This window comes from Lutibacter sp. TH_r2 (assembly GCF_033101135.1).
Taxonomy (GTDB): domain Bacteria; phylum Bacteroidota; class Bacteroidia; order Flavobacteriales; family Flavobacteriaceae; genus Lutibacter.
The window spans coordinates 91657-114319 of record NZ_JAWMPV010000002.1 but is presented as its reverse complement, the minus strand read 5'-3'; the positions used below and the strand labels follow the sequence as shown (position 1 = coordinate 114319).

Genomic DNA, 22663 nt, shown 5'->3' with positions numbered 1-22663 from the left:
ATAGTCAATAGTTATGCCATTAAAAAAATATATGTCAAGTTGTCATAATTAGGTTTGCAATCTGAATTAAATGTCATTTTTAAACAAATTCTAATAGTATTTATACTTACATAACGACAGTTTAAAGCAATCGTCTATATTTACACAGCTTAAAAAATAATATCTATATATGGAATGTATTTCGATTTTTGATATGCTAAAAATTGGGATTGGTCCTTCTAGCTCACATACTCTAGGTCCATGGCGAGCTGCTGAACGATGGATTAACCATTTACAAAAAGAAAATACTTTTAAACAAGTAACCTCTGTTACTATTGATTTATATGGTTCGCTTTCATTAACAGGAAAAGGACACGCTACAGATTTAGCTGTTATTTTAGGTTTAGCAGGAAAAGATCCTGAAACTATTCCAACTGAAAATATTCAAAACATTATTCAAAATATTAAAACTACTAATAAATTAAATTTTGGAAATGAATTTGAAATTAACTTTAACTCTTCTAAAGCTATTACCTTTAATTCAGAATTTTTACCATTTCACGCAAACGGAATACGCTTTAAGGCTTTTTCTTCTGAAGGAAAAGAAATCTCAAATGATACCTACTACTCTATTGGTGGTGGATTTGTAGTTAGAGAAGAGCTAATTAATGCTAAAGAAAATATTGAAATTCAAAAAACGTTTCCTTATCCAATTCAAAATGCAAAAGAATTAGAAAACTACTGTTCTACAACTAAAATGCAAATTTCAGAAGTTGTTTTAGAAAATGAAAAATCACTTCGTACATCTAAACAAATTGATTTTGAAATAAATAGAATTTGGCAAACAATGCTAGAGTGTATGTATATAGGTTGTCATACTGAAGGAACACTACCTGGAGGTTTAAATGTTAGACGCAGAGCTTTTGATATGCATCAAAAACTTAAAGGAGGAATGCCTTATAGTAATTCAAAAGAATGGATTGAAAGTATTAGAAGTACTGGAGTTAAATTTAGACAAATACTAAAATGGGTTAGTTGTTTTGCATTAAGTGTTAATGAAGTGAATGCTAGTTTAGGTAGAGTTGTAACAGCACCTACAAATGGAAGTGCAGGCGTAATTCCTGCTGTTTTAATGTATTATTTGGTAATTGAAAATCACGAAGCAAATTTCAATCATATTAAACAATTTTTATTAGTAGCTGGTGAAATAGGTAGTATATTTAAAAAAGGTGCAACTATTTCAGCTGCAATGGGTGGATGCCAGGCAGAAATTGGTGTGTCAAGTGCCATGGCTGCAGGAGCATTAACTGAACTTTTAGGAGGTACACCTGGACAGGTTTTAATGGCTAGTGAAATTGCTATGGAACATCATTTAGGTTTAACGTGCGACCCAATTGGTGGTTTAGTTCAAATACCTTGTATTGAACGTAATGCTATGGGAGCAATTAAAGCTATTAATGCTGCTGAATTAGCATTAGATTCTGATTCGAAAAATGCTAAAGTTCCGCTAGATAAAGTAATATCTAGCATGTGGGAAACGGCTAAAGATATGAACTCAAAATACAAAGAAACTTCCGAAGGAGGATTGGCCGTTAGTGTAAATATTTCAGATTGTTAATTTTTTTTATCCTAATGCACCATTATTTTTTTTATATTTGAGAAAAGAAACCATTAATAATAAAAAAAATTCGTTACTCATGAGTAAATTTGATGAAAAATTAGCACTGTATAAAAGTGAAATGGAAAAATTAGGATTAAGCTTTGATGCAGATTTATTAACAGCTGTAACTAAAGGATTAGGACCTTCTATTTATAAAGCTGACGCAGAAACTGTTTCAGGTTCTGATAAAAAAGAATTAGAAACTGTAAAGAAAAACTTTTTACTAAAAAAATTAGGTTTATCTGATGGACCTAAACTAGATGATGCTATTGCTACAGTTATTGAAAAGGTAGGAAAATCTAACCGTAACAAGTATAGAGCAATTGTATATTATTTATTAGTAAAAGAATTAGGTCAAGAATCTAAATATTAATACTATCAAATTATATAAATAAAAAAAACTCGCTATTAAGCGAGTTTTTTTTATTTAATTGAAATTTCTATCGTGTAAATACTAATTCTTTTTCTGAAGATAAATTAGTGTCAAAAGCATAACCTTCAGAATTAAAACCTTTTAATTTTTCTATTGAATCAATATTATTGTCAATTATATAACGTACCATTAATCCTCTGGCCTTTTTAGCAAAAAAACTAATTGTTTTCAATTTTCCATTTTTGTAATCTTTAAAAACTGGTGTAATTACTGGAACTTTTAATAATTTAGGTTTTACAGCTTTAAAATATTCGTTACTTGCTAAATTAACAAAAACCTCATCATCTTTAAGTTCTTCATTTAAAGCATCTGTTATTTTTTGATCCCAATATTGATACAAATTATCTTTTTGACCAATTTTTAATTTGGTTCCCATTTCTAACCTATACGGTTGCATTAAATCTAAAGGTTTTAACAAACCGTATTGTCCAGAAAGAATTCTTAATTTTTTTTGAAGTTGATTAATTTGATCTACTGAAAGTGAATACGCATCCAAACCAATATAAACTTCGCCTTTAAAAGCAAAAACTGCCTGACGAGCATTCTCTAATGAAAAAGGTAATTTCCAATCTTGATTTCTTTGCCAATTTAAGTCACCTAACTTATCTGAAATATGCATTAATTCTGAAAGTTTTTTTGGTGATTTCTTTTTTAAAACTCCATTTAATTTTTCTGCTTCATTTAAAAAAATTCCTTCTGAATATTCAGTTATTGGAACTTTTGTTTCATAATCTAATGATTTGGCTGGTGATATTACTATTTTCATTTCTTTTACTTTTTTACGAAGTAAATTTAATAAAAACAGTGGTAACAACTATAGAAGTAGTATATTAAATACTTATAAAGAAATAATAAAACTTTATAACAATTGATCTATAAAACCTTGCATTTTTTCGTACAACAAACCTACATGAACTCCATCCATTAAAGCATGATGAACTTCTACAGAAAATGGCATTATTTTCCTTCCATTTTCTTCATAATACTTTCCAAAAACTATTTTAGGAATTCCAATTTCTTTTTCATTCCCATTTCGTGCGTGTTTAAAACCTGTAATAGAAACCCAAGGAATTGTAGTACTATGCGCCACATCTAAATCGTAAACTTGAGAATCATCAACAATCCCATTTCTATGATCTTCAATTACTTTTGAACTGTTTTTTATAAACTCTAAAATTGTTGGAGCAGTTACAAAATGACAAAATGAAAAAGTTTCATCATCATTTAAAACGGTAGAATCTATATGAATGTTATCAAACTCAACAACATCTCCATTTTTAAAACGAAGTTTAAATGCAGGAATTTGATTCATTGCTTGATTTGCAACGTACAATCCGGCTAGAAAAAATGATAAGTTTTGTTTTTTACAAAAAGCGTATAAATTAGTTACATCTATAGTTGCAGTAATATTAAAAAACGGATCTTCATAATCTTTAAAAAATTCAAATTGATTTTTTCTTTCCCAATTTTTTAAATCTATTACTTTCATTATTTTACTCTTTCTGATTAACAGTATACGTTCTCCATTTTTCTAAACATAATTGAATATCTTCCGGAATATCACATTCAAAACGCATAAACTCTCCAGTTGTTGGATGCTCAAAACCTAATGTTTTGGCATGTAATGCTTGTCTTGGTAATGCTTTAAAACAATTATCTACAAACTGTTTGTATTTAGTAAACGTAGTACCTTTTAAAACAGCATCACCTCCATAACGTTCATCGTTAAAAAGTGTATGACCAATATGCTTAAAATGTGCTCTAATTTGGTGTGTTCTACCAGTTTCTAACTTACATTGCACTAATGTAACATAGCTAAAACGTTCAATAACTTTATAATGTGTAACGGCATGTTTTCCAAAATCACCTTCCGGAAAAACACTCATTTGCAATCTATTTTTAAGACTTCTTCCTATATTTCCTTCAATTCTTCCTTCATCTTCTTCAATGTTTCCCCACGCTAAAGCATAATATAAACGCTCTGTAGTTCTATCAAAAAATTGTTTAGATAAATGTGCCATCGCATAGTCCGTTTTAGCAACAACTAATAAACCACTTGTATCTTTATCTATTCTATGCACCAAACCTGGGCGTTCGTTGGAGTTGGTTGGTAAATTTTCTATATGATGAATTAAACCATTTACTAAAGTTCCGGTATAGTTCCCATGACCTGGGTGTACAACCATTCCTGCAGGTTTATTTACAACAATAACTTCACTGTCTTCATAAACTATATCTAACGGAATATCTTCTGCAACTAATAAGTTCTCGTGTGGCGGATGTGCTAAAACTACTCTAACAACATCATTTCCTTTTACCTTGTAATTTGGTTTTACAGGTACTTCGTTTACTAAAACATTTCCAGCTTTTGCTGCTTGTTGAATTTTATTTCTAGTCGCATTTTCAATAAAATTCATTAAAAACTTATCTACTCGTAAAGGTTCCTGACCTTCATTAGCTACATATCTAAAATGCTCGTAAAGTTCTTCGTTTTCTAATTCTTCAATCCTACTCATTAGTTATTTTCTGAAGTTTTTTCGGTATAACGTCCACTTCCATTTCCATCACCTAATATTAAAGTAATTGATGAATTTTTAGGTATCTTGTCTCCTGCTTTTATTCTTTTTCCTTTAAATTCCAATCCTCTAACTACATTTTTAGCAATATCACTCACAAAAATTTCGCTAGAACTAATTCTAAAACCTATCGCTTTTAACTGCGAAACTGCCTGCCTTTTAGTTTTTCCATAAATATTAGGCATTTCAACATTTTTATACCCTGAAGGATTTAATGTTAAATATATTTTTCTTCCTTCTTTTACAAAATCACCAGTTTCAGGATCTTGCTCAATAACAGATTTTTTTGGAAAATTTGGATTGTAACTTGTAGAGTCTAATACTACAAAATCTAAATCCAATTCTGCTAATGTTTTTTGAACATTCTCTAAACTCATTTTTTCTAAATTTGGGACTTCAATTTTTTGATTATGATTGGTTGAAATATCTAACCACTTCATAACTATAAAAACAAATAACACCAATCCTACAACTGCAATTATAAGTTGTTTTAAAAACGTTTTAGAGGTAATAAATTTTACAAGACTCATTTTAGCTATTTTTATTTGGAGCAAAGATACTTTATAAATATCAACTAACAAACAACCTAATTATTGTTTAAGTTTACTTAATAACTTTACTATTTTCAATTTGTTCTTTAAACTTTTATTTGTGTAAGTTTGTAATACTAGTTTATAAATAATTATGAAAAAAAATATAGCCATTATAATGGGAGGCTACTCTTCTGAAGTTAATATTTCGCTAAAAAGTGGAAATGTTGTTTACCAATATTTAAATACGGAAAAATACAATCCGTATAGAGTTCATATTTTAAAAGAAAAATGGGTTGCTTTGGATAAATATAATACTGAATTTCCTATTGATAAAGATGATTTTTCAGCGGTTATTAATGGACAAAAAATTAATTTTGACTGTGTTTTTAATGCAATACATGGAACACCTGGAGAAGACGGAAAAATACTAGCTTATTTGGAATTATTGAATATCAAACACACTTCTGCTCCGTTTTATCAAATGGCATTAACGTTTAATAAACGGGATTGTTTAAGTGTTGTAAAACAATACGGAATTAAAACAGCAACATCTTATTTTTTAAATAAAGGTGATACCTTAAGCACTTCAGAAATTATAGATAAAGTTGGTTTACCTTGTTTTGTAAAACCTAACAATGCAGGTTCTAGCTATGGAATTTCTAAAGTAAAAATACTTGAAGAACTAATTCCTGCAATTGAAAAAGCCTATAAAGAAGATACGGAGATTTTAATTGAAAGTTTTTTAGATGGTAGAGAAGTTACTATTGGAGTAATTCAATATAAAAATGAAATAAAAGTTTTACCAATTACTGAAATTGTTACAGAAAATGATTTTTTTGATTATGAAGCAAAATACGAAGGAAAATCCGAAGAAATAACACCTGCTAATCTTTCAAAAAAATTAAAAGAAAAACTTGAAAAAGTTGCCATAAAAACATATAAAGCTTTAAATATGAGTGGTTTTTCACGTACCGAATATATTATTGTAAATGGTGAACCACACTTTTTAGAAATGAATACCGTACCTGGTTTAACAGCTGCAAGTATTATTCCTCAACAAGCAGGAGAAGCTGGAATAGACTTAGAAGATTTATTTGACAATGCTATTGAAATGGCACTTAAAAATTAACTAAAATGAAAAGAGCAATTTTCCCTGGATCTTTTGATCCAATTACTTTAGGCCACGTTGATATAGTAAACAGAGCTTTACCTCTATTTGATGAAATTATAATTGCGATAGGAATAAATTCTGATAAAAAATATATGTTTTCGTTAGAGGAAAGAAAACATTTTATTGAAAAGTACTACCAAAACCAACCTAAAATAAAAGTAACAACCTACCATGGTTTAACTACTGAATATTGTAAAGAAATTGATGTTGATTTTATTCTTCGTGGTTTAAGAAACCCAGCCGATTTTGAATTTGAAAAAGCCATTGCTCAAACCAATAGAAAATTAGCTCAAATTGAAACAGTTTTCCTACTAACTTCTGCCGATACAGCTTTTATTAGCTCTAGTATTGTTCGAGATGTTTATAGACATGGAGGTGATATTTCTGGTTTAGTTCCTCCAAGTGTGTTAGAAAAATAAAATATGAAGAAGCTTTTATTTATTGCATTACTAGTAATTATTTCATGTAAACAAAATTCAGAAAATTCTACAGTAGATTTAACTACCAAATTTGAAATTTCAAAAGGAACGGAAACAACTACTTATAAAGAAACTATTGCATATTTTAAATTATTAGCAAACAATTTTTCTGAAATTTCTATTCAAGAAATGGGTGAAACTGATAGCGGTTTTCCGTTGCATTTGGTTTTGTATAATTCAGATAATGAATTTGATTTAGAATCGCTTAAAAAGGGTTCAAAAAACATTATTTTAATTAATAATGGAATTCATCCTGGAGAACCTGATGGTGTCGATGCTTCTATGATGCTTTTAAGAGATATTGCTCAAAATGAAGACTTAAAAAAGCAATACAAAAATGTTGTTTTAGCCGTTATTCCAATGTATAATATTGGAGGTTCTTTAAATCGAAATTCTCATTCAAGAGCAAATCAAAATGGTCCAGAAGCTTATGGTTTTAGAGGTAACGCTAGAAACTTTGATTTAAATAGAGATTTTATAAAATCAGATACCAAAAATGCGCAAAGTTTTGCGCAACTATTTCACGCTTTAAATCCTGATGTTTTTGTAGACAATCACGTAAGTAATGGAGCCGATTATCAATACGGAATTACTCATTTATTTACACAACACAACAAATTAGGAAATGGTTTAGGCGAGTTTTTAGAACAAAAAATGCGACCACAAATTGAAGCTTCACTTTTAGAAAAAGAAATAATAATTACGCCTTATGTAAATGTTTGGGGTAAAACTCCTGATATTGGTTTTAGTCAGTTTTTTGACAATGCACGTTATTCAACTGGTTACACAACACTATTTAATACTTTTGGTTTAATGATTGAAACTCATATGCTAAAACCTTACAAACAACGTGTAGAAGAAACCTATGCGTTATTAGAAAGCATTATTGAGTTTACTTCAAACAATTCAGATAAAATTAAAGAGTTAAGAACAAATGCCGTTGAAAAAATTCTTTCAGAAAAAGAATATGCTATTTCATATGAATTAGATAAAACTACATTTTCAACACTTCAATTTAAAGGTTACGAAGGAAGTTTAATAGATAGTAAAGTAACTACTGGAAAACGTTTGTTTTATAACAGAAGTAAACCGTTTACAAAACCTGTAAAATACTTCAATACCTTTAAGTCAAAACAAACTGTAAAAATTCCAAAAGCATATATTTTAAAAAGTGGTTGGTGGAAAGTAATTGAAAACTTAAAAAATAATAACATTCAATTTACAACTTTTAAAAAAGATACTACTATAAATGTAATTGAACAAAAAATTGAAGATTATAAAACTATGACTGCCGCTTATGAAGGTCATTATCCGCATTTCAACACTACAATTTCACAATCACAAAAAGAAATTCATTTTTCAAAAGGAGATATTTACATTCCAACAAATCAAAATGGTGTTAGGTATATTATTGAAACGTTTGAAGCCGAAGCTCCGGACTCATTTTTTAATTGGAATTATTTTGATACTATTCTTCAAAAAAAAGAAGGTTATTCAGCTTATGTTTTTGAAGATATTGCTGAAGAAATTCTAAATAACAATCCAAGTTTAAAGGAAGAACTTCAAACTAAAATTAAAACTGATACAGAATTTGCTAAAAACCCAAGAGCACAATTAGATTTTATTTATAAAAATTCACCGTATTATGAAAAAGCGCATTTAACCTTACCAATTTATAAGGTCTATTAGTTTTTTACTTGCTCTAAATAACCTAAAACATATACTGCTGGTGAGTTCCAATTAAGGCAAACTTCATTAGAAGCATAACTTTCTTGCACATCCATATAAGATTTTGCAGGTAAAATAGAAGTATATTCTAACTCTCCTTTATCTTGCTTATCAAAATTTGGACCTCCAATTACAAACCCTGGGATTGGTTCAACTATATCATCTGCTCCACTTGGTCTATGGTGTGGAAACTTTGCCTGTTTACTTCCAAAACCTGTAACAAAACTATAACCTGTTGCGTTTTTACCAAAAATATAATCTGTTATTTGTATGGCTCCTTTTAAATATTTCGCATCATTTGTTAACCTATGTGTATTGCATAAAATAAGTGCCTGATTTAAAACATCGCTATTTGATCCCCATTCAAATCTATTTAATGCAATTCTATACGGGTTTTTAGAAATACTATCTAAAATAACGTTGGCCAAATTAATTTGATCTATTATTAATTTTTTTGAAAAAACTGAATCTAATTCTCCCTTATGTTCTAATAAAGAATGAAAAGCATTGTTTCTAATAAAATACTTCCAACTATTTGTTAGTTGATGTGTTAATTCTTCTTCATTATTTACCAAGTAATCAAAGTACTTTTGCTCTTTTGTTGTTATAAACAATTCAGCAGCAGCCCAATAAAAATCATCAGTCAATACATCATCTCCATATTCTCCAGTAACAACATCACTTGGGTTTTTATAAATTATAGCATTATTTTTTTCTGCCCAATTCCAAGCCTTTTGTGAAGCAGCCAATGCTTTTTCTGCCCAAACAGTGTCAGTTTCTTTAAATAATCTTGAAGCTTGAGACATTACAGCCGCAAAATTTAACGTTGGCATTGTTGTTTTACCAATAACTAAACGCTCAAGATTATACGCATTTGGCATTACAAAATCACTAAAGTTTTTAGCGGTAACTTTAAAAAACACACCACCATCGTTATCTTGCATTTTTAGTAACCAATTAAGTTCGTATTTAAGTTCATCTAATAAATCACTTCTATTGTTTCCACTTTCTGGTATATTCAAATCACTATCAGAAATACAGTTTGGAAATTGTTCGGCTAACAACAACATTTGACCAACTGAAAAAGCAGCATTATTAACATACTTACCATAATCACCTGCATCATACCAACCGCCTGAAACATCTATTTTTTTATCTGAACCATAAATTTTACAATCGTTATCTAAATGCCCTGCTTTTCTATTATAAATTCCACCAAACTCCTTTTCAATTGGCATAGAAGCTCTTTGAAAATAGTAACTCTTTACCATTGCATTTAATGGTTTTTCATATACATTCTTTTTAATTTCAAATGAGAATGATTGATATTTTTTATCAATCAATACTTTATAAGTTCCTTCTTTTGTAAAAGAACTAAAATCACCCATTAAAACTTGTTCTCCAGATTTATCCCAAACTCCATTATCAACCATTTCACCGCTAAAAACTACATCTTTATCTTCATTTATTATTTCAAAGTCCTTTGCTAATTTATCAACAAAAACAAATTGCTTTACTGAAGTTGGGTAAAACCCAATTTGATTCATTCTAATTAATTTACTCTCAATAATATTTTCTTTATTAACGTTACAAGAAAATAATAAAGTAAAAACCATAACTGTAGTAATAATATATTTATTCATAATCTAGTTTGTTTTGTATTTCAAAAATAGTCAACAAAAGAGTAGTGTTTTAATACTATTTTGTCAATTAATAAACTCAAAATAAAACTTTTATAAAATTACATTTTAACATTCATCAAAAGCACAATTAATATTCAAAAAATCTAATATTAATTTGTAATTTGCACTTTTAGAAATTACTATTTTTATGAAAGTTTGCATTGCCGAAAAACCTAGTGTAGCACGTGAAATAGCATCTGTATTAGGTGCAAACACACGCCATGATGGTTATTTTGAAGGCAATGGTTATGCCGTAACTTATACTTTTGGGCATTTATGTACGCTTTTTGAGCCAAACGATTACAAACCACATTGGAAAAGTTGGGATTTAAATAATTTACCAATGCTTCCTGAAAAATTCAAAGTAAAAGTTGTAAACGATTCAGGTATAAAAAAACAGTTTAATATTGTAAAAGGTTTATTTGAAAAAGCCGATGTAATTATAAACTGTGGCGATGCTGGGCAAGAAGGAGAACTCATTCAACGTTGGGTTATAAATGAAGCTGGTTACAAAGGAGAAGTACAACGTTTATGGATTTCTTCATTAACAACCGAAGCTATTAAAGAAGGTTTTCAAAAATTAAAACCTGCTACAGATTACGATAATTTATACTACGCTGGTTTTTCTAGAGCTATTGGAGATTGGCTTCTAGGAATGAATGCTACCAGACTTTACACGGTAAAACACGGAGGCTACAAACAAGTACTTTCGGTTGGTAGAGTTCAAACACCAACGTTAGCTATGCTTGTTGAGCGTTTTAAAGAAATTAACAGCTTTAAACCTCAACCTTACTGGGAATTACAAACTTTATATAGAGATACACTTTTTAATTGTGAAGAAGGTAGATTTTTAAAAAAAGAAGAAGGTGAAAACTTTGCAAACAAAGTAAAAGAAAGTGATTTTGAAGTAGTTTCTATTACAAAAAAAAATGGAACTGAATACGCTCCAAAATTGTTCGATTTAACTGGGTTACAAGTATACTGCAATACCAAATTTGGATTTTCAGCAGATGAAACTCTAAAAATTGTTCAGCATTTATACGAGCAAAAATTAGTTACTTACCCTAGAGTTGATACCACTTTCTTACCGAATGATGTGTATCCAAAAGTAGCTGGTATTTTACAAAAACTAACAAATTACCAAACTTTAACTCAACCTTTATTAGGAAAAAAAATAAAAAAATCTAGCAGAGTATTTAACGATAAAAAAGTAACCGATCACCACGCAATTATTCCTACCGGAATGCAAGGTAATATATCACATAACCACTTAAAAGTATATGATATTATTACCAAACGTTTTATTGCTGCTTTTTATAACGATTGTAAAGTTGCAAATACTGCCGTAATAGGTAAAGCTGATACGGTTTCATTTAAAACTACGGGTAAAGAAATATTAGAAAAAGGTTGGAGAGTTGTTTTTGAAAACCCAAACAATCCTCAAAAAGAATCTGGAATATTGCCAAAATTTGAAAAGGGTGAAAAAGGGCCACACATACCAAGTTTTTTAGAGAAACAAACCAAACCTCCTAATTATTATACTGAAGCAACTTTATTAAGAGCAATGGAAACTGCTGGTAAACAAGTTGATGATGATGAAATGCGAGAATTAATGAAAGAGAATGGAATTGGTCGTCCTTCTACCCGAGCAAATATTATAGAAACGCTTTTTAGACGAAAATATATTGTTAGAAAAAAGAAACAAATTCATCCAACACAAACTGGAATTCAATTAATTGACACCATTCAAAATGAATTGCTAAAATCTGCCGAATTAACTGGTCGATGGGAAAAACAATTGACAGAAATTGAGAAAGGAAACTTTAACGCCGGATCATTTATTAACAATATGAAAAAAATGGTTGATAATTTGGTGTATGAAGTTAGAATGGAACAAAAAAGAGCCAATATTTCATTCTCAAACAATCAACCTAAAAAGGAAGCAAAAAAGGTTTCTAAAAAAGGAATTACTTCAAAAAAATGCCCTAAATGTAAACAAGGAAATATTTTAAAAGGAAGTTCGGCTTACGGATGTAGCAATTATAAAAATGGCTGTGATTTTAAATTACCATTTGTTTTTCTAGAAAAGAAAATTTCAGAAAACCAATATATTAGACTGCTTGATAAAGATTCAACAGTAAACTTAAAAGGTTTTAAAACTGAAACTGGAAAAGTGGAAGGTTTACTTCGTTTTGATGAAAATTTCAATTTAAAACTAGAACCAAAAAAAGCAATAATTCCAGATACACTAAAATGCCCTAAATGCAACAAAGGAACTATTTTAAAAGGAAACACAGCTTACGGTTGTAGTGAATACAAAAATGGATGCGATTTTGTTTTTACTTTTGAAAACATTAAACAAAAAGCCAAAGGCAAACAACTTACCAAAGAACTGGTTTACAATATTCTAAATGGAAAAACCTAAACATCAACATTTTGCAATTTTTAAACCATACGGTTATTTAAGTCAGTTTGTAAATAACCAAACTAAAAGATCTAATAAAAAATTATTAGGTGAATTGTTTAATTTTCCTAAAAATGCAATGGCAATTGGCAGACTTGACGAACCATCTGAAGGCTTGCTTTTAATTACTACTAATGGAAAAGTTAGCGAAGCTGTAAGAAGCTCTAAATTTGAAAAAGAATACTACGCTCAAGTTGATGGAATTATTTCTAATGAAGCTATTGAGTTACTTAAAAATGGTGTTGAAATAAATACTGAAACAGGAAAATATCTCACAAAAAAATCCGAAGTATTTAAACTCACTGAAACTCCAAAACTTCCTGAAAGAGCCAAAAAAATTAGAGATGAACGTCACGGACCAACTAGTTGGATTTCTATTACTTTAACTGAAGGAAAATTTAGACAGGTTAGAAAAATGACTGCTACTGTTGGTTTCCCAACTTTACGTTTGGTAAGAGTAAGAATTGGCGAAATTTCAATAAATAAAATGCAAGCAGGCGAAGTTATTGAATTTAATAACCTTATAGAATAGTCACTATACACTTGAAAACATCAGTTTAAAAGAATTAAATTCTTCTAAACTATATGCTTGTTATTCCTAATTTTTTATAGAAATACAAATTTCAAAAAAAAATAGTAACTTGAAAACTCATTAAAACTACAACTAACTATGATTACGCTTCGTATTAATGGAAAAAAACATTCAATTGATGTTCCTTCAGATATGCCTTTACTCTGGGCAATTAGAGATATAATTGGCTATACTGGAACAAAATTTGGTTGCGGAAAAGGTTTATGTGGTGCTTGTAAAGTACTATTAGACGGTTCTGATGTTCAATCGTGTCAAATTCCTGTATCAATGGCTGAAGGAAAAGAAATACTAACTATTGAAGGTGAATCAGAAAACCTACAGTTATTACAAAAGTCTTGGGCTGAAGAAAATGTTGCGCAATGTGGATTTTGTCAACCTGGTCAATTAATTGCTGCTACTTCATTATTAGATAAAAACGAAAATCCTTCAGAAAAAGAAATCGAAGAAGCTATGATTGGTAATATTTGCAGATGTGGAACATACGAACGCATTAAAAAAGCAATCAATAAAACTGTTGAACTAAAAAAACAAAGCTAATTATGAGTGGTATAAAAAATATAAGTCGTAGAAGTTTTGTTAAAAGTCTAGGTTTAGCATCTGGTGGATTGGTTTTAGCATGTAATACTTCAATTTTCTCTAATGAAGAAAAAACTCCTGAAAATTTAGTAGCATTTAATCCTAATTTATTTGTTCAATTAAATTCTGACGGAAGTTTAGTTTTGATTGCTTCACGTTCTGAAATGGGAAATGGAGTTAGAACTTCATTACCTTCTGTTATAGCAGATGAAATGGAAGCTGACTGGGAAAGAGTTTCAGTAAAGCAAGCGGAAGGAGATAAAAAATATGGTGATCAAAATACTGATGGTTCTCGAAGTATTAGGTATTTATTTAAGCCAATGCAAACCATGGGTGCAATGGCAAAAGCAATGTTGATTTCTGCTGCTGCCCAAAAATGGGAAGTTGCTGAAATTGAATGTAAAGCCGAAAATCACTTTATTATTCATTCATCTGGCAAAAAAATAGAATTTGGAGATTTGGTGGAAATTGCTAAAACTTTGGAAGTTCCTTCTGAAGAAAATTTAACTTTTAAAGATCCAAAAGATTATAAATACATAGGTAAAAGTTTACGTAGTATAGATGCTGAAGATTACAGCAACGGAAAAGCCATATTTGGATTAGACAAACGCATACCTAACATGAAATTTGCAGCAATTGCTCGTTGCCCAGTTACTTTTGGAACTGTAAAGTCCGTTGATAAAACAGAGACTTTAAAAATCCCTGGCGTTATTGATGTAATTGAATTCCCAAGAGTTGAAAGACCTTTTGGAACACTTGGTGGCGTTGCAGTAATAGCTGATAATACGTGGGCTGCTTTTAAAGGAAAAGAAGCGTTAAAAATTGATTGGGATTATGGAGAAAATGCCTCCTACTCTTCCAAAGAATATATGGAGGAATTAACCAAAAATGTTACAAAACCAGGAAAAGTATCTAAAGATCTTGGAAACATAAATAGAGCTTTTAAAACCAGCTCAAAAACTGTTGAAGCCATTTATAAATTACCTCATTTATCACATACTCCAATGGAAACTCCAAACGCTCTTGCTTGGGTAAAAGAGAATAGTTGTGAGGTATGGGCACCAACCCAAGAACCACAAGCTGCAAGAACTGAAGTTCAAGAGTATTTGCAAATTCCTCGTGAAAATGTAACTATCAATGTAACACTTCTTGGTGGTGGATTTGGGAGAAAATCGAAACCCGATTATATTGTTGAAGCTGTAATTCTTTCAAAAAAATTAAATCTTCCAATTCAAGTTATTTGGACACGAGAGGATGATATAAAGCACGATTATTTTCATACCGTAAGTGCGCAATACATGAAAGCTTCATTCGATAAGAATGGAAATGTTTCTGGTTGGTTACATAGGTTTGCTTTGCCATCTATTGTTTCAACTTTTCAAAGTGGTGTAGAATATGCTGGTGGATTTGAAATAAATAGCGCTTCTAATCTTCCATATGCTATTAAAAATATGAGAGTAGAAATTGGAAAAGCACCTGCCAAAGTTAGAATTGGTTGGTTACGCTCTGTAATTAATATTCCTCATGGATTTTCTATCAATGTTTTTGCTGATGAATTAGCTTCGGCTGCAAATAAAGATCCTTTAGAGTATAGATTACAATTATTAGGTGAAGATAGAATTATTGGTAAAAAAGGTGAACATCAATTTGATGTTTCAAGATTAAAAAATGTACTAAAAAAAGCTACAAAAAATGCAGATTGGGGAAGAAAATTACCTAAAGGACACGCTTTTGGATTGGCTGTACATAGAAGTTTTTTATCATATGTAGCTTCTGTTGTTGAAGTTTCTGTAATAGAAAACAAAGTACAAGTGCACAATGTTTGGACCGTTATAGATGCAGGACTTGTTGTAAATAAAGATACTGTAAAAGCACAGATGGAAGGTTCTGCAATATTTGGTATGTCAATTGCATTTTATGGTAAAATAACAAGTAAAAATGGTGCAATAGAACAAAATAATTTTCACGATTACCAAATGACACGTATACATCAATCTCCAAAGGTACATGTTGAAATAATTAATAGTACTGAAAGTCCAACGGGAGTTGGAGAACCTGGAGTTCCTGTTATTGCTCCTGCCATTGTAAATGCTATTTACGCTGTAACTGGAAAACGTATTAGAAAACTACCTTTAATTGATGAAGGCTTTACTGTTTAATAAATATAAAAAAAGCGACTTTAATAAGTCGCTTTTTTTATATTCTAATTTTCTAACAATCCTTTTGGAAATTTCTCTGGATTTGCAGCTAAATGATAACGCGGATCATCAATATCTTCAATTATAACTTCTCTAAATTTAGGATTACTTTTATACAGTAATTCTTTACATTCTTCACTTAAATGTTTTAGATGAAGTGATTTTCCAGCAGCTTCATATTTTTCAACAATACTTAAAATTGCTTCTAAAGCTGAATGATCACTAACACGAGATTCAATAAAATCTATTTCAACTTTATCTGGATCATTCTTTACATCAAACTTATCGTTAAAAGCTGTAATTGAACCAAAAAATAAAGGTCCCCAAATTTCATATGTTTTAGTTCCGTCTTCTTTCATTCTTTTTCTAGCTCTAATTCTAGTTGCATTTTCCCAAGAAAATACCAATGCACTCACAATTACACCAGCTATTACTGCTATTGCTAAATCAAAAAATACAGTTAAAGCAGATACTAAAATCAATACAAACAAATCTGTTTTTGGTATTTTATTAATAATTCTAAAACTACTCCATGCAAAAGTACCAATAACAACCATAAACATAACTCCAACCAATGCGGCAATTGGCACTTGCTCTATATATGATGAAGCAAACAATATAAACATTAACAACATTACAGCTGCTACAATTCCTGAAAGTCTTCCTCTACCTCCACCTTTGATGTTTATAATAGATTGACCAATCATAGCACAACCACCCATTCCACCAAAAAGTCCTGTAATAATATTAGCGCCACCTTGGGCTAAACATTCTCTATTTCCATTACCACGGGTTTCAGTTAAATCATCCACTAAATTCAGTGTCATTAAAGATTCAATTAATCCAATAGCTGCCAATATTAATGAATATGGTAATATAAATTTTATAGATTCCCAAGTAAAAGGAACTTTTGAAAATGTTTCTAAATTAGGTACTGGAAAACCACCTTTTAAGCCTTCACCACCACCATCTCTAATAAATGATCCAACTGTTGCGACATCTAATTTTGCAAATATTACAATGGCACTTACCACTAAAATAGCTATTAATGCTTCTGGCAATTTACTTAACTTTTTAATTTGTGGCAATCCCCACATAATTAACATAGTTAATGCTACTAAACCAATCATAAAATATAATGAAGTACCTTGTAACCAAACTTTTTCACCAGCAACAGTTTGCTTAAACATTCCTAATTGCGAAAGAAATATTACAATTGCTAAACCATTTACAAACCCCATCATTACAGGATGTGGAATTAGTCTTACAAATTTACCTAACTTTAAAACTCCAGCTAGCATTTGTATAATTCCCATTAAAATAACAGTTGCAAAAAGATAATACAAACCTAAATTTTCACCAGGTTCTCCCATTGCGTTTCCTTCAGAAACTAAAGAAACCATAACCACTGCTAACGCACCTGTTGCTCCAGAAATCATTCCTGGTCTACCTCCAAATATTGAAGTAATTAAACCAACCATAAAAGCAGCATACAAACCAACTAATGGATCTACACCTGCCACAAAAGCAAATGCAACTGCTTCAGGCACTAAAGCCAAAGCTACGGTTACCCCCGAAAAAATATCATTTCGTACGTTTGATACTCGCTTTTTAATAAATTCTGTCATAACTAATTTAGTTTCAAAAGCGGCAAATATAGATGAATTTAATGGAGTGCAAAAATTAATGATGTATTGATAACGAAATCGTTTAAAGTATTGATTTTATTTTAATTAAAAAGCAATTTTATGTTTTTATACGTGTTTTCTAATGCAATATTTACAGCTGTTTCATTTTTAAATTCTACTTTTTCAATACCTTCTTCTAATTGAGGTTGAAGTTTACCAATATATGTGCTTTTCATTAAAAACCAATACGTAACTTTTAATATTGTTTTTCCATTTCGTTTAAAAATATGATATGTTGTTGGTAATTCTTTTTCTATTATTAATTCAGAAACTCCACATTCTTCTTCAACTTCTCTAATAGCACACTGTTCAATTGTTTCACCTTTTTCTAATTTACCTTTTGGTAAATCCCATTTTTTAAAACGATAAATAAATAGAATCTCTTTATTTTTATTAAACACTTTCCCTCCTGCAGCCTTTTGAACTTTAAAAATGGCCTTAAACCGTTCCCAATCTTCAGTTATACTGCTAGATATCAAACAAATACCATTCAATTCATTATTGAATAATTTTTCTACAATCTCTACTAAATCAACTTTACTAAAACTTTTTTTCACAAATTCTGTTGAAAAATTCTTTTTTTCGGTTAAAATAATTGGATTTTCATTAACAAAAACTTTATACATTTGCAGTATGATTTTAAACAAAAACATTGCTAAAACTACAGCTGAATTATTATTACAAATTAAAGCTATAAAATTACAGCCAAATGAACCTTTTACTTGGGCATCAGGATGGAATTCGCCTATTTATTGCGATAATAGAACAACTCTTTCGTTTCCAAAAATACGAAATTTTATTCGAGAAAATTTAGCTAAAGTTATTGAAGATCAATACGGAAAACCAGACGTAATAGCTGGAGTTGCTACTGGAGCAATTGCAATTGGTGTGTTAGTGGCACAAGAATTAAACATTCCATTTGTGTATGTGCGCCCAGAACCCAAAAAACATGGTAGAAAAAACCAAGTTGAAGGTTTATTAGAACCAAACAAAAATGTTGTTGTTGTTGAAGATTTAATTAGTACTGGAAAAAGCAGTTTAAATGCTGTAAAAGCTTTAAAAGAAGCTGGTGCTACTGTAAAAGGCATGGTTGCTATTTTTACGTATGGATTTGATATTGCTACTGAAAACTTTGAAAAAGACAATGTGCAATTAAATACTTTAAGCGATTATAATAACTTATTAGAATTAGCTTTAACTAACAACTCTATTTCTGAAAAAGAATTGGATACTTTAAAAGAATGGAGAACCAATCCAAGTGGTTGGAATAAATAAACACCTATAAATTATGATGAATTTAGAAAGTCCCAAAACTGTTGTAAACAAATCTCAAAAAGAATTGTTTGAGTTTTTAAACAACTTAAACAACTTTGAAAAAATAATGCCTGATACTATTCAAAAGTTTGAAGTAGATGGAGAATCTTTTATTTTTAGTTTAAAAGGAATGCCTGAAATTAGATTGGTATTAAAAGAAAAACAAGAATTTGATAAAATTATTTTAGGTGCTGCTAGTAGTAAGTTAGATTTTACATTAACTGCTAATTTAGTTCCCGTTTCAGAAAATGAAACTGAAATTCAATTACTTTTTGCTGGTGATTTTAACCCAATGATGGCAATGATGGTTAAAAAACCACTTCAAAATTTTATAAATACACTTACTGAAAAGACGAAAGAATTATAAAATATCTAAATAATATCTCTACTCGCAAATTTGATTTCTTTTAAATTGAATTTGCGAGTTTTTTTAGGTTCAATTTCTACTTCTAATCTACCATCTTCTCCTACAGAAATTATTTTTCCTATAAACTTTAAACCTAAATTATCTACAAATTCAGTTGATTTATTAAACATATATAAATTGCTGTAATACATTTCTTTTAGCGCTTCAAACTTTTCTTCAGAAACAAAATTTAAATATTTTTTTAATGAATTGATAAGTTCAATTAACAATTCATCCGTTTCAATTTCAGTACCAGATAACAATTTTAATGAACTTACTTTACCTATGTTTGTAGGAAATATTTCTTGATTAACATTTAAACCAACACCTATTATAGAGTTATTAATCTTACCACCTTTTAAACTGTTTTCTATTAAAATTCCCGAAACTTTGTTTTCATCTGCCAAAATGTCGTTAGGCCATTTTATAACTAATGAATTATTAACATAATTTTTAAGAACCTCAATAACAGCTATAGCAACTGCAATACTTATATAAAACTGATGACTAATTTTGAACTCACCAAAAACAATTAACATACTGAATGTTAGATTTTTATTGTTTTCAGAGACCCAATTTGTTCCCATTTGACCTCTACCTGCTGTTTGATTTCGAGCAACCGCAACCGTAAAATTTTCTAGGTTATTTTCATCTGCCAATTTTTTAAGGTACAAATTGGTAGAGTCAATGGCATTAAGTTTGATTATATTCATAAAAAATATTTGTGCAAAGTTACTTATTTAAAAAAATAATTTAAATAAATATAATAACTTTGCAAAAAATTAAAATTAATTGAATGACTAAAAGTAAAGTAAGCGTAGACGAACTAATAACGTCAATTTTAAAAGCAATAGATGAAATTAAGGCTGATGACATTCAAATACTAGATTTGCGAGAAATTGAAAACACCGTTTGCGATTACTTTGTAATTTGTACGGGAACTTCTAACACACATGTAAATGCAATAGCTGGTATTGTTCAAAAACAAGTTAGCAAAGCTATTCAAGAAAAACCTTGGCATGTAGAAGGCGAAAGCAATTCAGAATGGGTATTGTTAGATTATGTAAATATAGTTGTGCATGTTTTTCAAAAACATACTCGTGAATATTACGATATAGAAAGTTTATGGGGTGATGCCAAGATTACTTCAATTTCACAACCTAATTAAAAAAAGTTTATAACTTAAGAAAATATAAATGAGTAAAGAAAAGAAAAATACCCCTAATAAAAATATAAAGACACCTAAATTTAATTTCTATTGGATTTATGGTATTGTTTTAGTTTTATTTATTGGATATCAATTTTTTAGCGCAGGAACTACTTCGACAAAAAATTTAAGTCAAAATGAATTTAAAACTATTTTAACTGATAACGATATTAAAAGTGTAGTTATAGTAAATAGAGATGTTGCTGAAATTTATATTAAACCAGAAGCTTCAGAAAAAGAAAAACACAAAAAAAATAAAACAACTTTTTATACTGAAAAAACTCCATTGTATTATTATGATTTTGGAGATTTACAAAACTTTGAAAAAGAATTAGAAACAGAAAAAGAAAATAATTCTCTTGATTTTGATGTTACTAACACCGAAAAAACAAATATTTTAGATCAATTATTTATCTATTTACCATTTATATTTTTAATAGGTTTATGGATTTATTTTATGAGAAGAATGTCTGGTGGTGGTTCTGGTGGTGGTGGACAAATTTTTAGCATTGGAAAATCAAAAGCTAAATTATTTGACCAAGATCAAAAAGTAAAAACTAGTTTTAAAGATGTTGCTGGTTTAGAAGGTGCTAAAGAAGAAGTTCAAGAAATTGTAGACTTTTTAAAAAGTCCAGAAAAATATACTTCATTAGGTGGAAAAATTCCTAAAGGAGCTTTATTAGTTGGCCCTCCAGGAACAGGTAAAACCTTGCTTGCAAAAGCAGTAGCTGGTGAAGCTGGCGTGCCTTTCTTTTCATTATCTGGTTCAGATTTTGTTGAAATGTTTGTAGGTGTAGGAGCTTCTAGAGTTCGTGATTTATTTAAACAAGCACAACAAAAATCTCCTTCTATTATATTTATAGATGAAATTGATGCCATTGGTAGATCTCGTGGTAAAAATAATATGACTGGTGGAAATGATGAAAGAGAAAATACACTGAATCAACTTCTTACAGAAATGGATGGTTTTGGAACAGATACAAACGTAATTGTATTAGCTGCCACAAACCGAGCAGATGTACTTGATAAAGCACTTATGAGAGCTGGACGTTTTGATAGACAAATCTATGTAGATTTACCTGATTTGAATGAACGTGCTGAAATTTTTAAAGTTCATTTAAAACCTATAAAACTAGATAAAGATGCAGATATAGAGTTTTTATCGCAACAAACTCCTGGTTTTTCTGGTGCAGATATTGCAAATTTATGTAATGAAGCTGCCCTAATTGCTGCAAGAAAAGGAAAAAAATCAGTACATCATCAAGATTTTTTAGATGCTGTTGATAGAATTGTTGGTGGTTTAGAAAAGAAAAACAAAATAATATCTTCTAAAGAAAAAGAAACTATTGCTTATCATGAAGCTGGACATGCAACCGCTAGTTGGATGTTAGAGCATGCAGCTCCACTTGTAAAAGTTACTATTGTACCTAGAGGACAAAGTTTAGGAGCCGCTTGGTACTTACCTGAAGAACGTCAAATAGTTCAAGCAGAACAAATGCTAGATGAAATGTGTGCTACACTAGCTGGAAGAGCTGCTGAAAAATTAATGTTTAATAAAATTTCAACAGGTGCTTTAAATGATTTAGAGAAAGTAATGCGCCAAGCAAAAGCAATGGTTACTGTGTATGGATTAAATGATAAAATTGGAAATCTAACTTATTATGATTCGTCTGGTCAATCAGACTATAACTTTACAAAACCTTACAGTGAACAAACTGCTCAAGTAATTGATAAAGAAATATCTGATTTAGTAGAAAGCCAATATCAAAGAGCAATTAAAATTTTAGATGACAATAAAGACAAGTTAATTACTTTAGCTAAACATCTTTTAGAAAAAGAAGTTATATTCAAAAATGATTTAGAAAGAATTTTTGGAAAACGTCCTTTTGAAAAAGAAGACGAGCAAGTAATTGATAAAAAAGAAAATACTTCTGAAAATTCAACTGAAACAGTTGAATAAATTCATGGTTTTTTCAT

Annotated in this window: 21 protein-coding genes; 13 read left to right on the top strand and 8 right to left on the bottom strand. The window is 29.7% G+C overall.

The features are described 5' to 3' along the window. Positions 1 to 169: 169 nt before the first annotated feature. Positions 170 to 1597: an L-serine ammonia-lyase gene (locus tag R3X25_RS07905; protein ID WP_317673627.1), complete on the top strand. Its 1428-nt coding sequence runs from the start codon at positions 170 to 172 to the stop codon at positions 1595 to 1597. Between the two features lie 79 nt (positions 1598 to 1676). After that, positions 1677 to 2012, top strand: a complete 336-nt coding sequence (locus tag R3X25_RS07900) for a DUF2853 family protein (RefSeq protein ID WP_317673625.1) — start codon at positions 1677 to 1679, stop codon at positions 2010 to 2012. Positions 2013 to 2079: 67 nt separating this feature from the next. On the opposite strand, the gene yaaA is transcribed toward R3X25_RS07900, so the two are convergent. The 4 genes from yaaA to R3X25_RS07880 form a co-directional block, all read right to left on the bottom strand. Then, positions 2080 to 2838 carry a peroxide stress protein YaaA gene (yaaA, locus tag R3X25_RS07895; protein WP_317673623.1) on the bottom strand — a complete coding sequence of 253 codons (759 nt, stop codon included), beginning with the start codon at positions 2836 to 2838 and terminating at the stop codon, positions 2080 to 2082. A gap of 93 nt (positions 2839 to 2931) precedes the next feature. Then, positions 2932 to 3561 carry a CatA-like O-acetyltransferase gene (locus tag R3X25_RS07890; RefSeq protein WP_317673621.1) on the bottom strand — a complete coding sequence of 210 codons (630 nt, stop codon included), beginning with the start codon at positions 3559 to 3561 and terminating at the stop codon, positions 2932 to 2934. A gap of 4 nt (positions 3562 to 3565) precedes the next feature. Next, positions 3566 to 4588, bottom strand: coding sequence for an RluA family pseudouridine synthase (locus R3X25_RS07885; protein WP_317673619.1), 1023 nt, complete (start codon positions 4586 to 4588; stop codon positions 3566 to 3568). Continuing rightward, positions 4588 to 5178, bottom strand: a complete 591-nt coding sequence (locus R3X25_RS07880; RefSeq protein WP_317673617.1) for a PASTA domain-containing protein — start codon at positions 5176 to 5178, stop codon at positions 4588 to 4590. The genes R3X25_RS07885 and R3X25_RS07880 overlap by 1 nt, the downstream gene beginning before the upstream one ends. A 154-nt stretch (positions 5179 to 5332) precedes the next feature. Here R3X25_RS07880 and R3X25_RS07875 point away from each other — a divergent pair, with 154 nt between their 5' ends. The 3 genes from R3X25_RS07875 to R3X25_RS07865 are packed head-to-tail and all read left to right on the top strand — an operon-like array spanning position 5333 to position 8520. Further along, positions 5333 to 6310, top strand: coding sequence for a D-alanine--D-alanine ligase (locus R3X25_RS07875; RefSeq protein ID WP_317673615.1), 978 nt, complete (start codon positions 5333 to 5335; stop codon positions 6308 to 6310). A gap of 5 nt (positions 6311 to 6315) precedes the next feature. Beyond that, complete coding sequence (gene coaD / locus R3X25_RS07870; protein WP_317673613.1) at positions 6316 to 6771, top strand: pantetheine-phosphate adenylyltransferase; 456 nt, start codon at positions 6316 to 6318, stop codon at positions 6769 to 6771. Between the two features lie 3 nt (positions 6772 to 6774). After that, entirely contained in the window at positions 6775 to 8520 is a 1746-nt protein-coding gene (locus tag R3X25_RS07865; protein WP_317673611.1) for a M14 family metallopeptidase, read from the top strand. Here the strand turns inward: R3X25_RS07865 and R3X25_RS07860 are convergent. Next, the gene (locus R3X25_RS07860; protein ID WP_317673609.1) at positions 8517 to 10202 is read right to left on the bottom strand and encodes a glycoside hydrolase family 9 protein; all 1686 of its coding nucleotides are present in this window, start codon (positions 10200 to 10202) and stop codon (positions 8517 to 8519) included. The genes R3X25_RS07865 and R3X25_RS07860 overlap by 4 nt on opposite strands. A gap of 187 nt (positions 10203 to 10389) precedes the next feature. Between R3X25_RS07860 and R3X25_RS07855 the strand changes: the two genes are divergently transcribed. The 4 genes from R3X25_RS07855 to R3X25_RS07840 all read left to right on the top strand — a co-directional run bounded on the left by R3X25_RS07855 (position 10390) and on the right by R3X25_RS07840 (position 16032). Further along, positions 10390 to 12666, top strand: a complete 2277-nt coding sequence (locus R3X25_RS07855) for a DNA topoisomerase 3 (RefSeq protein ID WP_317673607.1) — start codon at positions 10390 to 10392, stop codon at positions 12664 to 12666. Continuing rightward, a complete protein-coding gene (locus R3X25_RS07850; protein WP_317673605.1) occupies positions 12653 to 13237 on the top strand; it encodes a pseudouridine synthase in 585 nt (194 codons plus the stop codon). Before R3X25_RS07855 ends, R3X25_RS07850 begins: the two co-directional genes overlap by 14 nt. A gap of 138 nt (positions 13238 to 13375) precedes the next feature. Beyond that, entirely contained in the window at positions 13376 to 13834 is a 459-nt protein-coding gene (locus tag R3X25_RS07845) for a (2Fe-2S)-binding protein (protein WP_317673603.1), read from the top strand. Positions 13835 to 13836: 2 nt separating this feature from the next. Continuing rightward, positions 13837 to 16032: a xanthine dehydrogenase family protein molybdopterin-binding subunit gene (locus tag R3X25_RS07840; RefSeq protein WP_317673601.1), complete on the top strand. Its 2196-nt coding sequence runs from the start codon at positions 13837 to 13839 to the stop codon at positions 16030 to 16032. A gap of 44 nt (positions 16033 to 16076) precedes the next feature. On the opposite strand, the gene R3X25_RS07835 is transcribed toward R3X25_RS07840, so the two are convergent. Next, positions 16077 to 17699, bottom strand: coding sequence for a SulP family inorganic anion transporter (locus R3X25_RS07835; protein ID WP_317673600.1), 1623 nt, complete (start codon positions 17697 to 17699; stop codon positions 16077 to 16079). 101 nt (positions 17700 to 17800) lie between these two features. Further along, positions 17801 to 18385 (bottom strand): NUDIX hydrolase, encoded by a 585-nt coding sequence (locus R3X25_RS07830; protein ID WP_317673599.1) that lies wholly within the window; start codon positions 18383 to 18385, stop codon positions 17801 to 17803. A 7-nt stretch (positions 18386 to 18392) separates the two neighbouring features. On the opposite strand from R3X25_RS07830, the gene pyrE reads away from it, so the two are divergent. Together pyrE and R3X25_RS07820 are read left to right on the top strand one after the other, a co-directional pair. Further along, positions 18393 to 19034 carry an orotate phosphoribosyltransferase gene (pyrE, locus tag R3X25_RS07825; RefSeq protein ID WP_317673598.1) on the top strand — a complete coding sequence of 214 codons (642 nt, stop codon included), beginning with the start codon at positions 18393 to 18395 and terminating at the stop codon, positions 19032 to 19034. Positions 19035 to 19050: 16 nt separating this feature from the next. Further along, positions 19051 to 19440: an SRPBCC family protein gene (locus R3X25_RS07820; protein WP_317674327.1), complete on the top strand. Its 390-nt coding sequence runs from the start codon at positions 19051 to 19053 to the stop codon at positions 19438 to 19440. A gap of 5 nt (positions 19441 to 19445) precedes the next feature. Here the strand turns inward: R3X25_RS07820 and R3X25_RS07815 are convergent, their stop codons facing one another. Continuing rightward, entirely contained in the window at positions 19446 to 20192 is a 747-nt protein-coding gene (locus R3X25_RS07815) for a biotin--[acetyl-CoA-carboxylase] ligase (protein WP_317673597.1), read from the bottom strand. An 83-nt stretch (positions 20193 to 20275) separates the two neighbouring features. On the opposite strand from R3X25_RS07815, the gene rsfS reads away from it, so the two are divergent. Together rsfS and ftsH are read left to right on the top strand one after the other, a co-directional pair. Then, positions 20276 to 20647 (top strand): ribosome silencing factor, encoded by a 372-nt coding sequence (gene rsfS / locus R3X25_RS07810; protein WP_317673596.1) that lies wholly within the window; start codon positions 20276 to 20278, stop codon positions 20645 to 20647. Between the two features lie 28 nt (positions 20648 to 20675). Beyond that, on the top strand, positions 20676 to 22646 hold the full coding sequence (gene ftsH / locus R3X25_RS07805; RefSeq protein ID WP_317673595.1) for an ATP-dependent zinc metalloprotease FtsH: 1971 nt from the start codon (positions 20676 to 20678) through the stop codon (positions 22644 to 22646). The last annotated feature ends 17 nt before the right edge of the window (positions 22647 to 22663 follow it).

Excerpts from the sequence above, each read along its gene's own strand:
- R3X25_RS07820 (WP_317674327.1), top strand. The coding sequence starts at position 19,051 with ATGAATTTAGAAAGTCCCAAAACTGTTGTAAACAAATCTCAAAAAGAA.
- R3X25_RS07845 (WP_317673603.1), top strand. The coding sequence starts at position 13,376 with ATGATTACGCTTCGTATTAATGGAAAAAAACATTCAATTGATGTTCCT.
- R3X25_RS07835 (WP_317673600.1), bottom strand. The coding sequence starts at position 17,699 with ATGACAGAATTTATTAAAAAGCGAGTATCAAACGTACGAAATGATATT.
- R3X25_RS07900 (WP_317673625.1), top strand. The coding sequence starts at position 1,677 with ATGAGTAAATTTGATGAAAAATTAGCACTGTATAAAAGTGAAATGGAA.
- R3X25_RS07880 (WP_317673617.1), bottom strand. The coding sequence starts at position 5,178 with ATGAGTCTTGTAAAATTTATTACCTCTAAAACGTTTTTAAAACAACTT.
- R3X25_RS07855 (WP_317673607.1), top strand. The coding sequence starts at position 10,390 with ATGAAAGTTTGCATTGCCGAAAAACCTAGTGTAGCACGTGAAATAGCA.
- rsfS (WP_317673596.1), top strand. The coding sequence starts at position 20,276 with ATGACTAAAAGTAAAGTAAGCGTAGACGAACTAATAACGTCAATTTTA.
- yaaA (WP_317673623.1), bottom strand. The coding sequence starts at position 2,838 with ATGAAAATAGTAATATCACCAGCCAAATCATTAGATTATGAAACAAAA.
- R3X25_RS07875 (WP_317673615.1), top strand. The coding sequence starts at position 5,333 with ATGAAAAAAAATATAGCCATTATAATGGGAGGCTACTCTTCTGAAGTT.
- R3X25_RS07830 (WP_317673599.1), bottom strand. The coding sequence starts at position 18,385 with ATGTATAAAGTTTTTGTTAATGAAAATCCAATTATTTTAACCGAAAAA.
- R3X25_RS07885 (WP_317673619.1), bottom strand. The coding sequence starts at position 4,588 with ATGAGTAGGATTGAAGAATTAGAAAACGAAGAACTTTACGAGCATTTT.
- ftsH (WP_317673595.1), top strand. The coding sequence starts at position 20,676 with ATGAGTAAAGAAAAGAAAAATACCCCTAATAAAAATATAAAGACACCT.
- R3X25_RS07815 (WP_317673597.1), bottom strand. The coding sequence starts at position 20,192 with ATGAATATAATCAAACTTAATGCCATTGACTCTACCAATTTGTACCTT.
- R3X25_RS07865 (WP_317673611.1), top strand. The coding sequence starts at position 6,775 with ATGAAGAAGCTTTTATTTATTGCATTACTAGTAATTATTTCATGTAAA.
- coaD (WP_317673613.1), top strand. The coding sequence starts at position 6,316 with ATGAAAAGAGCAATTTTCCCTGGATCTTTTGATCCAATTACTTTAGGC.
- R3X25_RS07890 (WP_317673621.1), bottom strand. The coding sequence starts at position 3,561 with ATGAAAGTAATAGATTTAAAAAATTGGGAAAGAAAAAATCAATTTGAA.
- R3X25_RS07840 (WP_317673601.1), top strand. The coding sequence starts at position 13,837 with ATGAGTGGTATAAAAAATATAAGTCGTAGAAGTTTTGTTAAAAGTCTA.
- pyrE (WP_317673598.1), top strand. The coding sequence starts at position 18,393 with ATGATTTTAAACAAAAACATTGCTAAAACTACAGCTGAATTATTATTA.
- R3X25_RS07860 (WP_317673609.1), bottom strand. The coding sequence starts at position 10,202 with ATGAATAAATATATTATTACTACAGTTATGGTTTTTACTTTATTATTT.
- R3X25_RS07850 (WP_317673605.1), top strand. The coding sequence starts at position 12,653 with ATGGAAAAACCTAAACATCAACATTTTGCAATTTTTAAACCATACGGT.
- R3X25_RS07905 (WP_317673627.1), top strand. The coding sequence starts at position 170 with ATGGAATGTATTTCGATTTTTGATATGCTAAAAATTGGGATTGGTCCT.